Raw genomic sequence first — 16,026 nt, forward strand, 5'->3', positions numbered from 1 at the left:
TCCTTTATTTATGAAACACCCGGCCGGCAGTTCCTTTCCGACCAGCCGATATTCTCAAGATCTGTAAGCCAGGCGTCTAACAGCCCCAATTCTTCCGGGGCAACCACCGCTATGTCAACAAGCGCCTGGTAGCAGGTTCTCATATTATCTGAAATGTGCTCCCGGCCCTGTTTAAGCGGCAAAGACGTTAACGTTTCCGCTATACGGGCGTTATGCGTATAGCCTGATATTTCTTCGATAAAATCGTTCATCAGATCATGCTCGTTCCGTTCCTGCCAGACGGTGGCCTCATGGAAAAGAATATGCCAGCCGGCTTCCCAGGCAATGCGCTGCGCCACAAAACTGCGCCAGATATCAGTCATGCGGAAAGAACAAAATGATGGCAAATACAGGAGGGGAAAAGCATCCACCCACCAGGTGGTGTTTTGACTGTTAAACGGACACCAGCTATTCTTGCCTAAGGCTACGGCGCTTTCCCGCCGGAAAGACTGGGGTAACGGCAAAAGCAGCCGGTAAATTGCATCTACGTCCGGGTTTCCATCAGCCAGCCCCTGCTGAATGGGACAATCGACATTCGTGAGAAGCTCTGCATCCAAGGCAGGAAGCGGCCCATGCACGGCATTAAGCGGCAAGCCTCTGGGCCAAATAAGTGAATCGCAAAAATACCGGTAAACATTAACCCACTGGCCATTTGACAAGCTGTGAGCCGCACATTGCCGCGCTCTGGGTAAGAAGAAACTGGTGCGCGGCATATTATCATCATCTGTTTCAATGATGACGTCCGCCCCATCTCTTATAGCCAGCAGATAGCCGATATTCTTCCTGGAATAATGCCGGGTGGGACATTCGGCAGCAAAAACAAGACCTGTTTTTAGCTGTGCGGCTACGTCATAATACGTACAGCCGGCTAATGAAAATTGACCAGGACTTTTGGTGTCCCCCACAACAATGAACTCATAGCCGTGCTCTGTCGCGCCACTGGCAATAGCCTTTAGCACCTGATTCGGCTCACTCACGGAAGTCACAACAATTGCTATTTTATTCTGCATAGACAATTCAGCCCCCTAAGAAATTCATAAACCAAAGTAATTTATGGTATGAATCTTAGAAGCATCCCGCAACCTGGGGCACGCGCTTTTATCCGGCTAGTTTCTACCAGGCGGCGGATACAGCAGCTTGATTAGCCGATAATATAACGAACGCCAATCCATAGAATAATTTTTATACATAGCTGGCAGGTGCTGACTGACTTCCGGTAAAACAGCAATCTCATTCTTGGGAACCAGGACAGGCGGAAATATGTCATTTCTTAGTCCGCTCCAATAACCTCCGGGAAGAACCTGCCCCATATGAATATATTCTGAATGTACAATGCCCGGTTTATTGGCAATACACGTTAATAACACAAGCCCCGAGCCGATAACGCAAAGATAAGCATCCGCCCGGCCAGCCCAATAAATACTGTCCATTAAGGAAATATCGACACCATTATAAACAGCAACCTCATCCTGCAAGGTACTTTTAATAAGCTCGGCGTCTTCCCGGCAATCGCTGAGGCCATCCAGAAGTATTCCTACCTCGGGGTAGAGTTGTTTCAGCGCCTGCGCCAAATGGATGATGCCGTCAACCTGTTCCTGCCAGGATTTGTTATGTTTGCGTAAATTGATAAAGATCAGGGGATCGGCCGTACATCCGGCGATTATTCTTTTTTGGCTTTCCGTAGCATATTTTCCGGCAGTAAGTTGCACCCGGAAAGCCGCTTCGGCAGACAAATGAGAGGCACAAGGGTAAATCACAAACAAGCCATGATACATGCAGGTTTCAAACAACTGGTCTTGGCTGTCGCAACTCAAAAAATCCGCCGCTGCAAATTCGCCAAACAATTGTTCCAATGGTATTTTTTTATTTTTATAGATCAATATGGTTTTCACTCTGCGATATAAACCGGTCGTAACAATTCGGTGAAAGCCGCTGTATTCATTTGTTAAAAAGTGTCCCAAATTGGTTTGTAAGCCATATAGCAGAGCCAAATGCCGCGATTGCTTACTTAAATAATCAATTGTTAATTCGGTAAACAGAACAAATTTTCTATATAGCTCGGCAATTGCAAAATAGACATGGTCTCTTGCATAACCAAGGGCAAAATGCAGCGGTGACACGATTACCAGATTAAACCTGGGCAAATATATAAAACTCCGTAAACTCGGATAACCGGCGGTACCGATATAAAAGCTTTCTCTTCCCTTAAAATGGTAGAAAACAATGTGAGCCCATTTTTCTTCGATAAATATGGGAAAAGACGCCGATGTTTCCAGTATTTGTCCGGTAAGGGGACATAGCGCCCTAAAAACACCGTGTTCCAGAGCCGCATAGACATAGGTATTATAAAGTGGCGGGCTCCCTTGCTTTTTCGGCAGCATATACTGATACCGCTCTGCCTGAAACGAGCTTCTGCTCATATATTGTTCCTGTGCCCAGTCATCGATAAAATTTGCTGCAATATATTCCCTGCACAATCCCAGACTCTGTAACTCCTGCTCCTGAACTTCATCAATACTTTTGACTACAATAGGAGATTTTGCAAAATATTCCTGGATAACCTGAACTATATCTCTATTTCCTGAATGTAATTCATCAGCCAGCGCCCTGGCATCTCCCTCTTGGCTGCTATCCATTATTTGCTTAAAAGTTTCAAAAATCGTACATTTCCCAGCCAAAACCATCAACCTCTTTTAAGACTATCAACCGGCGGCTGTAGCAAAAAGCGTTCAACCATCTCAGAAATTACAACGTCCGGTTTGATATTCTCAATTAAATCAAAATCCAATGAGGGTGTATGAAACAAATGAATTGTACTGAAGCTTTCCATAAGAAACGGCAGGAAAAACTCAATAAATGAATCATGAAATACGGCCGCAGTAGGTAAAGCGGTATCTTGATTAACCGTAACCTGCACATGCCCTGAATTAATCACTCTATTGTCATAAGCAATTTGCGCTTGCGGCTGTTTGACTTTTCCCCAGGAAAATATCGATGTTTGGGCAGGATTCAGCTTATTTCCCAAATCCTGCGAAGTTTCTTCATCCACAAATATTATTTGATCCCAGTTTAAAATAGGGACAGCAATGTCTTTCTTAACAATATTCATTAAATAATCATAGGCAATAAAGCCGCCTATACCGTTCCAGTGAGTGTTGACACAGGGATAGAGCTGATACTTCTCTTTATACATCTTCAGGACATCAACCGGATAATATACAGGTAAATCATACGGGCGGCATGCGTCCAGCAGTTGATAGACCAGCCGGTCTTCAGTTATTACATAATCGTCTGGCAAGTATTCCGGATAGATGCTTTCTTTATTGGGCGCAATCAGAAAATAATATTTAATATTCTTACTCCCTAATAAGGCAACTCTAGTCTTTAAAGTATTCAGCCAGTGCTCCTGTTGACTCACTGCTAATTTTAGTGAGCCATTATTCTGTTCCACGACACGATTGGTATCATTCTGCAGAAAAAGCCAGCCTTCTTTGCCAACTAATACTTTTATGTCACTCATCCATATGCTCCTTTTTTCTACCTTAACGGGAAAGCAGCAGCTTCATATAAAACCGTCCCGGCAAGGAAGTCCGATTTGGGCATTATAATATAAGTATATGTGCGGTTGGTGAAGGTCGTGCGCTGAAGAACTGTTTGTGCTGTTTTTACATAGTATGAACACGTAGCTATTGGCACGTTTCTTAGTGGGCCACATATGATTTGGCCTTTTATTAATTGTTCAACGGAAAATACCGAGATATTAAAACAATATGACCTTACCAAAACAATATTTATCTATCCTTGTGAACAGGACGATATCGGGCTTCCTTTTATTGAATTCATTATCCGGCAGGGAGGAATTTTTGAGCCGGTATTTTGCGCAGAACCCTCCAATTACGCAAATATCAACAATACGGCGCCAAGTATTGGAAAGGCAATTTGCCTATCAAACCTGCAACGGTTTTGCCAAATGGGAAGCCTCTTTGCAAAAAATCGCCCCTCTGATAGAACAACATGGCATCATGATTGTGGAAGATCCGGGACATACGCCGGGGTTGATTAGTGCCAGAGTCGCTCTCGTACAGTTCCTGCGCAACAATAATAATTTTAATCCTGTCTTTATGGAGTCTGGGCAAACACTGTTAATTCGCATCTAATTCTTACGTATAAATATAAACATGGCTTGGTCCCTGGACGAAGCGTATATAAAAAAAGGAGAAGCTGCCACCGCTTTTTAACCGGGCAATCTTCTCTTTATTTTATTGGCTTTATATCCTGGCACAAGCCTTTTCGCTTTTAAACCATTCATATGTTTTTTTGATTCCTTCTTGTAAAGAGGTTTTGGCTGCCCAGCCCATGTCCGCCAGCTTACTGACATCCAGCAATTTTACCGGAGTACCATCCGGTTTGGTTTGATCATAAACAATAGTCCCCCTAAACCCCGTAATACCCGCAATCAGTTCAGCCAATTCGGCAATAGAAATATCCCGGCCTGTGCCTATATTTACGATTGGGCTTTCATTATAGCTGTTCATTAAAAACACACAGGCATCGGCTAAATCGTCAACATACAAAAGTTCCCGCCGCGGTTTGCCGCTCCCCCATACAGTAACTGAATCAAGCTTATTTTGAACTGCATCATGGAACTTATTGATTAAAGCAGGCAACACATGGGATGTGGTTAAATCGAAATTATCATAAATACCATATAAATTAGTTGGCATCACGGCGATAAAATTGCATCCATACTGCTTTCGATAAGCTTGGCACATCTTTATACCTGCAATCTTAGCTATTGCATACGCTTCATTCGTTGGTTCGAGTTCTCCGGTTAACAGGTATTCTTCTTTTATCGGCTGAGGAGCAAGTTTAGGATATATACACGAACTTCCCAAGAATAATAACTTCTTCACATTCCATTTGTGCGCTGCATGAATTACATTGGTCTCAATTAATAAATTGTCGTAAATAAATTCTGCCGGCCTTGTAGAGTTGGCATAAATACCGCCCACTTTGGCCGCAGCTAAAAAAACATAGTCCGGTCTTGCCGCTGTAAAAAAAGCCTCCACTGCCGAATAATCTCGTAAATCAATTTCGTGACTGGCCAACTCCACAATATCTTCATATTTATCTTCGCGCAGCTTTCTCACAAGCGCGGATCCGACCAACCCCCCACTGCCAGCAACATAAATTTTCGCTAGTTTTTCCATTTGAATCCCTCCGGCCATTCAGCTAATGGTTTATACGGGTTTTATCCAAAACATGAGTAGTAAATCCGGTATTCGTCTATCTTGACTCGCTGACACTCTTGTTACCTTTTACTCATATGCTTGAAGTCTTAAGAATGTAACTAAAAGTATCACGGGCTTCACTCTATGGCTCCTTTGATTTGCGGTACATGCTACATTTTTGGCAAGACAAGGCTACTGTAAAGCCTATTCATTCTAGCGTGCCGTCAGAAAAGGAATATTTTCTAATCATGCAAAAAAGGACTGATCCTGAACGCTGATCAGTCCTTGACTTTATTAGTAACAAGCTTCTAAAAGTTTAACATACGCATATCAAAAAGGTAACCTATATACGTAACTTCTCATAAGATAATACGCAATGGCTTTAATCCCCATGAGAAAGGAGAATATTATGGATCAGTCCAAAGATGCGAAAATAATTGTACCTGACGAGGACCAAGTGTATAAAAAGAAGCATCCATCCCGTCATAACTACTATCGCCAAGATGATACTCCGTCAGGCGATGAGATTATACACACGGAAAACCAATCATCCCGCCATTATCACCATCATCATCATCCTTTGCCCCAAGAAGAGCATAAACATAAGGAATGCGGAGCTTGCGCCCCTTGCTGCTGCCCACCTAAAGGTGCTACGGGAGCAAAGGGGGCTACCGGCACTACCGGCGCTACTGGCGCTACCGGCGTTACTGGTGGGACTGGCGTTACCGGCGCTACTGGTGCGACTGGCGCTACCGGCGCTACCGGTGCGACTGGCGCTACCGGCGCTACTGGTGCGACTGGTGCGACTGGTGCGACTGGTGCGACTGGCGCGACTGGCGCTACCGGCAATACTGGTGCTACCGGCGTTACTGGCGCTACCGGCGTTACTGGTGCGACTGGCGCGACTGGCGCTACCGGCAATACTGGTGCTACCGGCGTTACTGGCGCTACCGGCGTTACTGGTGCGACTGGCGCGACTGGCGCTACCGGTGCGACTGGCGCTACCGGCAATACTGGTGCTACCGGCGCTACTGGCGCTACCGGCGCTACCGGTGCGACTGGCGCTACCGGCAATACTGGTGCTACCGGCGCTACTGGCGCTACCGGCGCTACCGGTGCGACTGGCGCTACCGGCGTTACTGGTGCGACTGGCGCTACCGGCAATACTGGTGCTACCGGCGCTACTGGTGCGACTGGCGCTACTGGCGCTACTGGCGCTACCGGCGCTACCGGTGCGACTGGCGCTACCGGCAATACTGGTGCTACCGGCCTTACTGGCGCGACTGGCCTTACTGGTGCTACCGGCAGTACTGGCGCTATCGGCCTTACTGGTGCTACCGGCAATACTGGTTCGACTGGCCTTACTGGTGCTACCGGCAGTACTGGTGCTACCGGCGTTACTGGCGCGACTGGCCTTACTGGTGCTACCGGCAGTACTGGCACTACCGGCGTTACTGGCGCGACTGGCCTTACTGGTGCTACCGGCAATACTGGTGCTACCGGCGTTACTGGCGCGACTGGCCTTACTGGTGCTACCGGCAGTACTGGCACTACCGGCGTTACTGGCGCGACTGGCCTTACTGGTGCTACCGGCAGTACTGGCACTACCGGCGTTACTGGCGCGACTGGCCTTACTGGTGCTACCGGCAGTACTGGCGCTACCGGCGTTACGGGTGCGACTGGCGTTAGCGGCGCTACCGGCGAAACTGGCGCTACCGGCGCTACTGGCGTTACCGGCGTTACCGGCGCTGGTGCTATAATTCCATTCGCATCAGGCGCTCCTATAACACTGAATATTGACGCTGAAGGCTTTACTGTAGGTCTAGTTGGATTTGGAAGCTCTATTGACAATATCAGTTCTTCTGGCGGAACAATAAATATCACAAGCACAGGCGCGGGTGAAACCCTGAACTTCGCATTCTCGGTTCCGCGTGACGGGATAATTACGTCAATAACCGCATATTTCAGTACTGCAATTGATTTGTCATTCCCAGATTCTACAATCACAGTAACAGCGCAATTATATAGATCATCACCACCACCTAACAATGTATTTACTCCTATCCCTGCTGCCCTTGTAACCTTAATGCCAGATCTTACAGGTGCAGTTTCACTTGGTACGATTCTCGAAAATGCTCTGAATTTGGTAGTACCGGAACCGGTCACGCAGCGAACACGCCTATTAATGGTATTCTTTGCACAAATTACAGCGGGTGATGTTGTTACCACCTCTGTTGTCGGTTATGCAAGCGCAGGTGTTACCATCAGCTAATACAAAATAGTTTGGTCTCAATCTCTGGGATAACTTTAATATGAAATTTACTTGGGCGACACACGGGAGGAGGACATCATGGACCGATCAAAGAAATCAAATCTAACCATACCTAAAAAAACAAAAACTACAAGAAAAACTAGCGTTATTGGCTCATTTGCCCATGGCTCTATTGATATTGATCCCTTGCTATATAGAGTCGCAGAAACTGGTGCCACGGGTGAAACAGGCGCCACTGGTGCCACAGGCGTTACCGGTGCTACCGGCGAAACTGGCGCTACTGGTGCCACAGGCCATACTGGTGAAACTGGCGCTACCGGCGCCACAGGTGTTACCGGTGCTACCGGCGAAACTGGCGCTACTGGTGCCACAGGCCATACTGGTGAAACCGGCGCTACCGGTGAAACAGGCGCCACTGGTGCCACAGGTGTTACCGGTGCTACCGGCGAAACAGGCGCCACTGGTGCCACAGGCGTTACCGGTGCTACCGGCGAAACTGGCACTACTGGTGCCACAGGCCATACTGGTGAAACAGGCGCCACTGGTGCCACAGGCGTTACCGGTGCTACCGGCGAAACTGGCGCTACTGGTGCCACAGGCCATACTGGTGAAACTGGCGCTACCGGCGCCACAGGTGTTACCGGTGCTACCGGCGAAACTGGCGCTACTGGTGCCACAGGCCATACTGGTGAAACCGGCGCTACCGGTGAAACAGGCGCCACTGGTGCCACAGGTGTTACCGGTGCTACCGGCGAAACAGGCGCCACTGGTGCCACAGGCGTTACCGGTGCTACCGGCGAAACTGGCACTACTGGTGCCACAGGCCATACTGGTGAAACAGGCGCCACTGGTGCCACAGGTGTTACCGGTGCTACCGGCGAAACTGGCGCTACTGGTGCCACGGGCCATACTGGTGAAACCGGCGCTACCGGTGAAACAGGCGCCACTGGTGCCACAGGCGTTACCGGTGCTACCGGCGAAACTGGCGCTACTGGTGCCACGGGCCATACTGGTGAAACCGGCGCTACCGGTGAAACAGGCGCCACTGGTGCCACAGGCGTTACCGGTGCTACCGGCGAAACTGGCGCTACTGGTGCCACGGGCCATACTGGTGAAACCGGCGCTACCGGTGAAACAGGCGCCACTGGTGCCACAGGCGTTACCGGTGCTACCGGCGAAACTGGCGCTACTGGTGCCACGGGCCATACTGGTGAAACCGGCGCTACCGGTGAAACAGGCGCCACTGGTGCCACAGGCGTTACCGGTGCTACCGGCGAAACTGGCGCTACTGGTGCCACGGGCCATACTGGTGAAACCGGCGCTACCGGTGAAACAGGCGCCACTGGTGCCACAGGCGTTACCGGTGCTACCGGCGAAACTGGCGCTACTGGTGCCACGGGCCATACTGGTGAAACCGGCGCTACCGGTGAAACAGGCGCCACTGGTGCCACAGGCGTTACCGGTGCTACCGGCGAAACTGGTGGTACTGGTGCCACAGGCGTTACCGGTACTACCGGCGAAACTGGTGCTACTGGTGCCACGGGCGTTACCGGTGCTACCGGCCATACTGGCGAAACCGGAGCCACGGGCGTAACCGGCTCTACCGGTGCCACCGGTGAAACTGGCGCTACTGGTGCCACGGGCGTTACCGGTGCTACCGGCCATACTGGCGAAACCGGAGCCACGGGCGTAACCGGCTCTACCGGTGCCACAGGTGAAACTGGCGCTACTGGTGCCACGGGCGTTACCGGTGCTACCGGCCATACTGGCGAAACCGGAGCCACGGGCGTAACCGGCTCTACCGGTGCCACAGGTGAAACTGGCGCTACTGGTGCCACGGGCGTTACCGGTGCTACCGGCCATACTGGCGAAACCGGAGCCACGGGCGTAACCGGCTCTACCGGTGCCACAGGTGAAACTGGCGCTACTGGTGCTACTGGTCATACTGGTGCCACAGGCGTTACCGGTGCTACCGGTGAAACCGGGACTACTGGTGCTACCGGTCATACTGGCGAAACTGGCGTTACCGGTGCTACCGGTGAAACCGGAGCTACTGGCGCTACTGGTCATACTGGCGAAACTGGAGCTACTGGCGCTACTGGTCATACTGGCGAAACTGGAGCTACTGGCGTTACCGGCGCCACAGGTGAAACAGGGGCTACTGGCTCTACTGGTCATACTGGTGAAACTGGCGCCACAGGCTCTACCGGCGCCACAGGTGAAGCAGGGGCCACTGGTGCTACCGGCCATACTGGTGAAACTGGAGCCACAGGCTCTACCGGCACCACAGGTGAAACCGGTGCCACTGGTGCTACTGGCCATACTGGTGAAACTGGAGCTACTGGCTCTACCGGCGCCACAGGTGAAGCAGGAGCCACTGGTGCTACCGGCACCACAGGTGAAACCGGTGCCACTGGTGCTACTGGCCATACTGGTGAAACTGGAACTACCGGCTCTACCGGCGCCACAGGTGAAACAGGTGCTACTGGTGCTACCGGCCATACTGGTGAAACTGGAGCCACAGGCTCTACTGGCGCCACAGGTGAAACCGGGGCTACTGGCGCTACTGGTCATACTGGTGAAACTGGAGCCACAGGTGAAACCGGTGCCACTGGTGAAACTGGCGCCACAGGCTCTACCGGCGCCACAGGTGAAACCGGTGCCACTGGTGCTACTGGCCATACTGGTGAAACTGGAGCTACTGGCTCTACCGGTGCCACAGGTGAAACAGGTGCTACTGGTGCTACAGGCCATACTGGTGAAACTGGCGCCACGGGCGTTACTGGCTCTACAGGTCATACTGGCGAAACTGGGGCCACAGGCTCTACTGGCGCCACAGGTGAAACCGGTGCCACTGGTGAAACAGGGGCCACTGGTGCTACCGGCCATACTGGTGAAACTGGCGCCACAGGCTCTACCGGCGCCACAGGTGAAACCGGTGCCACTGGTGCTACTGGCCATACTGGTGAAACTGGCGCCACAGGCTCTACAGGTGCCACAGGTGAAACCGGGGCCACTGGTGCTACCGGCCATACTGGTGAAACTGGCGCCACAGGCTCTACCGGCCATACTGGTGAAACTGGCGCTACTGGCTCTACCGGTGCCACAGGTGAAACAGGTGCTACTGGTGCTACCGGCCATACTGGTGAAACTGGAGCCACGGGCGTTACTGGCTCTACAGGTCATACTGGCGAAACTGGGGCCACAGGCGTTACAGGCTCTACTGGCGCCACAGGTGAAACCGGGGCCACTGGTGCTACTGGCCATACTGGTGAAACTGGAGCTACTGGCTCTACCGGTGCCACAGGTGAAACAGGTGCTACTGGTGCTACAGGCCATACTGGTGAAACTGGAGCTACTGGCTCTACCGGTGCCACAGGTGAAACAGGTGCTACTGGCTCTACAGGTCATACTGGCGAAACTGGGGCCACAGGCGTTACAGGCTCTACTGGCGCCACAGGTGAAACCGGGGCCACTGGTGCTACTGGCCATACTGGTGAAACTGGAACTACCGGCTCTACCGGCGCCACAGGTGAAACCGGGGCCACTGGTGCTACCGGCCATACTGGTGAAACTGGTGCCACAGGTTCTACAGGTGCTACCGGTGAAACCGGGGCGACTGGTGCTACCGGTCATACTGGCGAAACTGGCGCCACAGGTTCTACAGGTGCTACCGGTGAAACCGGGACTACTGGTGCTACCGGTCATACTGGTGAAACTGGCGCCACAGGCTCTACAGGTACCACAGGTGAAACCGGTGCCACTGGTGCTACCGGCCATACTGGTGAAACTGGCGCCACAGGCTCTACCGGCGCCACAGGTGAAACCGGGGCCACTGGTGCTACCGGCCCTACCGGCCATACTGGTGAAACTGGCGCCACAGGCTCTACAGGTACCACAGGTGAAACCGGGGCTACTGGTGCTACCGGCCATACTGGTGAAACCGGGGCCACAGGCTCTACCGGCGCCACAGGTGAAACCGGTGCCACTGGTGCTACCGGCCCTACCGGCCATACTGGTGAAACTGGCGCCACAGGCTCTACAGGTACCACAGGTGAAACCGGGGCTACTGGTGCTACTGGTCATACTGGTGAAACCGGGGCTACTGGCGCTACAGGCCATACTGGTGAAACTGGTGCCACTGGTGCCACTGGCGTTACCGGTGCCACAGGTATTACCGGTGCCACTGGCGTTACCGGTGCCACTGGCGTTACCGGTGCCACTGGCGTTACCGGTGCCACTGGCGTTACTGGTGCTACAGGCGTTACTGGTACCACAGGCGTTACTGGTGCCACTGGCGTTACTGGTGCTACAGGCGTTACTGGTACCACAGGCGTTACTGGTGCCACTGGCGTTACTGGTGCCACTGGCGTTACTGGTGCCACTGGCGTTACTGGCGTTACCGGTGCTACAGGAGCCACGGGTGAATGTATCCTAGGCTATGGCTCTGTATATTACCTTGCACCTTCAGTTGTTGTTAATTCTGGAACTGACATCCCCTTTAACAGTGATGGGCCTCAGTTTAATATTACTCATCCGACTACTACTACCGTTGTTGTTGCACCTGCTGGAGATTATCTGGTCGAATACGGTGCATTCTTCAACTTTACAACAGCAGCGACTATCGCCATTACCGTTAACGGCAGCATACAGCCTTCCACTCAAATTGCTTCATTAACACCGACAGGCATGCTCGCCGGCCAGGCAATTCTGACTCTGAACACTGGCGATCAAGTCACTCTGCGCAATGCGGGTACAGCACCGTTCTTCTTGCGAACTAGCCCCAATGTCGGCGCTCAGTTGAGTTTAGTTAAACTAACCTGCCTCTAAACTATTTTGGGTAATACGAATCGTTTTGAGATAAAGCGTATGCAGGCGCCACTCGAAATTGCATCGGAATAGCATACCAAATTCATTAATAAAATCTCCCCAATGTTTCGGGGAGATTTTATTATAAAGCAAAAAGATAGGAAGTTACTTAACTTCCTATCTTTGTATTCTTTCCATCCGACGACTAGCCCGCTCTAAGACTCCCACTTCCACAAGCGGGAGTTATACCCCTACGAGCACAGGCGGCGGCTAAATTCCTGGATAAGGGGGACTATCATCAAATGGGGTTCCCCCTCCACCTGAGGCTAAGTCTACTTTATCATAGAAATTATATCGGCTCTTTTACTAGTTTAAATTGCTCCTCTGTATCACAAAAAGTAAGCTTACCGTAATAATAGCGATTGTCGATATACTGAGGAATACCTAATTTTCTTAACCTATCACTAAACATTACATAATCATAACGGGCACTGCCATCAATGTAACTTATTTGATCCAGTACCTCATTTCGGACCAAATAGGTGCAATGAATTACTTCTACCTCAATCAATCCTTTAATTGCCTTGTTTAGTATATCGAAATAGAAGTTAGAGTGTTTGTAATAGCCATTCTCATCGGTAACGAAATGAAAATTAGCATAAAAGGCATCCGGATTATCGGCGAAACGGAGCAATGGTCCAACGACCGGCAAATTCGTTTTAAGAAGCCTTTCAATTGTCTCAGGAACAATAAAATTATCACAGTCTGCTACAAAGTAATGGGTTCCTCTTGCTTTCGCCCATTCGACAGATTGTTGGCGTATACGTGTTAACACACTGAGTTTCAATGGATTCCAGTCATGCGGACTATACTGTTGTACAGGTTCCGCTACATCACTTGTGTCGTAATGGATTTCAGAATACCTGTCCCTTACTTTGTCGATCCATTGTTCAAGGATAGTAGCGGTATTGTCATTATTGTTGTTTGTACGTATATAGAGTTTGATTTTAGAAGCCGGATAAGTCTGTTTCTCTATCAGGCTCAAATATAAAGGCAAAACATGCGATTTATCCTTTGCTAAAATAGCAATGGTTACAAATTCTGTAGATTCCATTCTATTAAGTTAACACTCCCTTACTGTTCGTTTTCTATGCGAATCAGGTCTGCATCAACCATCATTTGAATTAATGCTTTAAGGCTGGTCTTCGCTCTCCAGCCAAGTACCTTTTTGGCTTTGGCCGGATTGCCAAGAAAGGTATCTACTTCGGTCGGCCGGTACAGCATTGGATCTATGATTACAAAATCTTCATAATTAAGACCGACATACTCAAAGGCACTTTTGCACATGTCCCTCACAGTTGTCGTTCTTCCTGTCGCAACAACGTAATCGTCAGGCTTGTTCTGCTGAAGCATTAGCCACATTGCCTCAACATAGTCTCCCGCAAAGCCCCAATCCCGCTTTGCATCTACATTACCTAGTCTTAACTCCTTTTGTTTTCCTAGTTTTATTCTTGCTACAGCATCTGTCACTTTTCGGGTGACAAACTCTATCCCGCGAATTGGCGACTCATGATTAAAAAGGATACCGCTACAGGCAAACATATTAAAACTATCGCGATAATTTACTGTCATCCAATGTCCAAACAACTTGGCGACACCATATGGACTGCGGGGATGAAACGGCGTTGTTTCCGATTGAATCGGTTCCTGTGTCAAGCCAAACATCTCACTGCTGGAAGCCTGATAGAACCTGATGGCCGGATCTGTCAGACGGATGGCCTCTAATATATGCAAAACGCCAACTCCGGCCGATTGCACCGTTAGGAGCGTTTGCTGCCAGGACGTGCCGACAAAGCTTTGCGCACCTAGATTATATATTTCTACAGGCTTTGCTGCTTTTATGGCTCTAACTAATGAGGACAAATCTGTTAAATCACCGTCAAGCAACTCAACTTCATTATCAATACTCAAAAATTGTAATCGCCACATAGCTGCTGATGTTCTGCGTGCAATCAAACCATAAACCTTATATCCCTTATTCAAAAGCAGATTGGCCAAATATGCCCCATCTTGACCAGTAATGCCCGTAATCAATGCTGATTTCACATAGATACCTCCAGTCCAGGTTTGCCAAATCACTTACTTTCGTAATAAGTTAGTATCAATTTATGCTTTATGCTTTTGCCGCACAGTGGCTTTACTATTTTAGTAGGCCATTAACATTGTATGCCAGCATTCGGTGTGAGGTGCAGTATCCTGGTCCTCCACGCAAATAAAGGTTGTACCTAAAGCAAATTACAGCTTTGGGTACAACCTTTCATTATATAAATGTACTGTTCATCTGGCTCTAAACACATCACTATCATAATTTAACATATGCAATCCTCTCTGAATATCCTATTACAAATACAAATTCAGGAGGTAACATATGACAGAATGTAGCGACAACTCCCAATCGCCAATTACTATTAGTCTGTGTATGATTGTGAAAAATGAAGAACAAACGATTGAGCGTTGTTTACGTTCAGTAGAAGGTATTACCGATGAAATCGTAATCGTAGACACAGGTTCCAGCGATAAAACCAAAGAAATCGTCGGCAAATTTACCGATAAGATTTATGATTTTGAATGGATTAACGATTTTGCCGCCGCCCGCAATTATGCATTTAGTCAGGCAACGCAAGAATATATCTTATGGCTGGATGCAGATGATGTTTTTTTGCCGGAGGATCAGGCAAACTTTTCAAAATTAAAGTCAACCCTCAGTCGCAATTTTGATGTTGTCAGTATGCTGTATAATCTGGGCTTTGACCAATATGGAAAAGTCACTTTCCAGCGTAGAAGAAATCGCCTTGTTAAACGGGAAAAGAACTTTCAATGGCTCGGTGCTGTTCATGAGTACCTGGAGGTTTATGGCAATAGTCTGAATTCCGCTATAGCCGTTACGCATCAGCCACTAAGCCATGATTCTGACCGGAATCTTCGAATTTATGAACAGAGATTGCAAAAAGGGGAAAAATTTTCCCCGCGTGATTTATACTATTTTGCCAACGAATTACTTGATCACAGATTGTTTAACCGGGCCATTGAATACTATCAACAGTTCCTGGCAACAAAACAAGGCTGGGTTGAGGATAACATCAGCGCATGCAGTAAATTAGCCGACTGTTTTTACAATCTTAATGATACTGAGAACCAGCTTAAATATATCTATATGTCTTTTCGATTTAGTGTCCCCAGAGCTGAATTTTGCTGCCGGCTTGGTTTCTATCATCTCAATAATAATCAACTGGACCAGGCAATATTCTGGTATAGATTAGCAACGCAAGCTGATAAACCTGCCGACTCGTGGGGCATGGTCAATTACGCGTGTCAGACCTGGCTGCCACATCTGCAACTGTGCGTGTGTTATTCCCGCGCCGGGCAAATTAGACTTGCCTTTGAGCACAACGAAATAGCCGGTACATTTCTCCCTGAAGATTCGCGGATTCAACATAACCGTGCATATTTACAAAATTTACTGGGGACTGGCGAAACAATACCTGAGAGCAAATCTTAACTTGTTCCAATGTTATTTGACTTATAGTGCTACAGAAAAGAAGTGAAAGAAACAAAGAGCCAGGCAGACTAAATGCTTTGCTGCTTTGTTTCTTATTATTTTGCCATTATAGAAAA

General features: G+C 49.1%; 12 protein-coding genes. 6 read left to right on the forward strand and 6 right to left on the reverse strand.

Annotated features, from left to right (window positions below; all coding sequences use genetic code 11):
- Window positions 1-8 precede the first annotated feature (8 nt).
- The 3 genes from SATMO3_RS22555 to SATMO3_RS22565 all read right to left on the reverse strand — a co-directional run bounded on the left by SATMO3_RS22555 (window position 9) and on the right by SATMO3_RS22565 (window position 3,559).
- Window positions 9-1,049, reverse strand: a complete 1,041-nt coding sequence (locus SATMO3_RS22555; protein WP_371372014.1) for an STELLO glycosyltransferase family protein — start codon at window positions 1,047-1,049, stop codon at window positions 9-11.
- 96 nt (window positions 1,050-1,145) lie between these two features.
- Window positions 1,146-2,717 (reverse strand): hypothetical protein, encoded by a 1,572-nt coding sequence (locus SATMO3_RS22560; protein ID WP_371372015.1) that lies wholly within the window; start codon window positions 2,715-2,717, stop codon window positions 1,146-1,148.
- A 5-nt stretch (window positions 2,718-2,722) separates the two neighbouring features.
- Window positions 2,723-3,559 carry a hypothetical protein gene (locus SATMO3_RS22565; protein ID WP_371372016.1) on the reverse strand — a complete coding sequence of 279 codons (837 nt, stop codon included), beginning with the start codon at window positions 3,557-3,559 and terminating at the stop codon, window positions 2,723-2,725.
- Between the two features lie 343 nt (window positions 3,560-3,902).
- Here SATMO3_RS22565 and SATMO3_RS22570 point away from each other — a divergent pair, with 343 nt between their 5' ends.
- Window positions 3,903-4,196, forward strand: coding sequence for a hypothetical protein (locus SATMO3_RS22570; RefSeq protein ID WP_371372017.1), 294 nt, complete (start codon window positions 3,903-3,905; stop codon window positions 4,194-4,196).
- Window positions 4,197-4,307: 111 nt separating this feature from the next.
- Here the strand turns inward: SATMO3_RS22570 and SATMO3_RS22575 are convergent, their stop codons facing one another.
- Complete coding sequence (locus SATMO3_RS22575; protein WP_371372018.1) at window positions 4,308-5,249, reverse strand: GDP-L-fucose synthase family protein; 942 nt, start codon at window positions 5,247-5,249, stop codon at window positions 4,308-4,310.
- A gap of 542 nt (window positions 5,250-5,791) precedes the next feature.
- Here SATMO3_RS22575 and SATMO3_RS22580 point away from each other — a divergent pair.
- From SATMO3_RS22580 to SATMO3_RS22595, 4 genes are all read left to right on the forward strand, one after another.
- Window positions 5,792-7,030, forward strand: a complete 1,239-nt coding sequence (locus SATMO3_RS22580; RefSeq protein ID WP_371381832.1) for a hypothetical protein — start codon at window positions 5,792-5,794, stop codon at window positions 7,028-7,030.
- Window positions 7,031-7,065: 35 nt separating this feature from the next.
- Complete coding sequence (locus SATMO3_RS22585; protein WP_371381772.1) at window positions 7,066-7,542, forward strand: exosporium glycoprotein BclB-related protein; 477 nt, start codon at window positions 7,066-7,068, stop codon at window positions 7,540-7,542.
- 220 nt (window positions 7,543-7,762) lie between these two features.
- Complete coding sequence (locus SATMO3_RS22590) at window positions 7,763-9,136, forward strand: hypothetical protein (protein ID WP_371372019.1); 1,374 nt, start codon at window positions 7,763-7,765, stop codon at window positions 9,134-9,136.
- Between the two features lie 309 nt (window positions 9,137-9,445).
- Window positions 9,446-11,980 carry a hypothetical protein gene (locus tag SATMO3_RS22595; RefSeq protein ID WP_371372020.1) on the forward strand — a complete coding sequence of 845 codons (2,535 nt, stop codon included), beginning with the start codon at window positions 9,446-9,448 and terminating at the stop codon, window positions 11,978-11,980.
- A 720-nt stretch (window positions 11,981-12,700) separates the two neighbouring features.
- Here SATMO3_RS22595 and SATMO3_RS22600 read toward each other — a convergent pair.
- Both SATMO3_RS22600 and gmd read right to left on the reverse strand, forming a co-directional pair.
- Window positions 12,701-13,465, reverse strand: a complete 765-nt coding sequence (locus tag SATMO3_RS22600) for a hypothetical protein (RefSeq protein WP_371372021.1) — start codon at window positions 13,463-13,465, stop codon at window positions 12,701-12,703.
- 20 nt (window positions 13,466-13,485) lie between these two features.
- Window positions 13,486-14,457: a GDP-mannose 4,6-dehydratase gene (gene gmd, locus SATMO3_RS22605; protein ID WP_371372022.1), complete on the reverse strand. Its 972-nt coding sequence runs from the start codon at window positions 14,455-14,457 to the stop codon at window positions 13,486-13,488.
- 322 nt (window positions 14,458-14,779) lie between these two features.
- On the opposite strand from gmd, the gene SATMO3_RS22610 reads away from it, so the two are divergent.
- Window positions 14,780-15,910: a glycosyltransferase gene (locus tag SATMO3_RS22610; protein WP_371372023.1), complete on the forward strand. Its 1,131-nt coding sequence runs from the start codon at window positions 14,780-14,782 to the stop codon at window positions 15,908-15,910.
- Window positions 15,911-16,026: the final 116 nt, after the last annotated feature.

The sequence above is a fragment of the Sporomusa aerivorans genome, from assembly GCF_041428895.1.
Lineage (GTDB): Bacteria > Bacillota > Negativicutes > Sporomusales > Sporomusaceae > Sporomusa > Sporomusa aerivorans.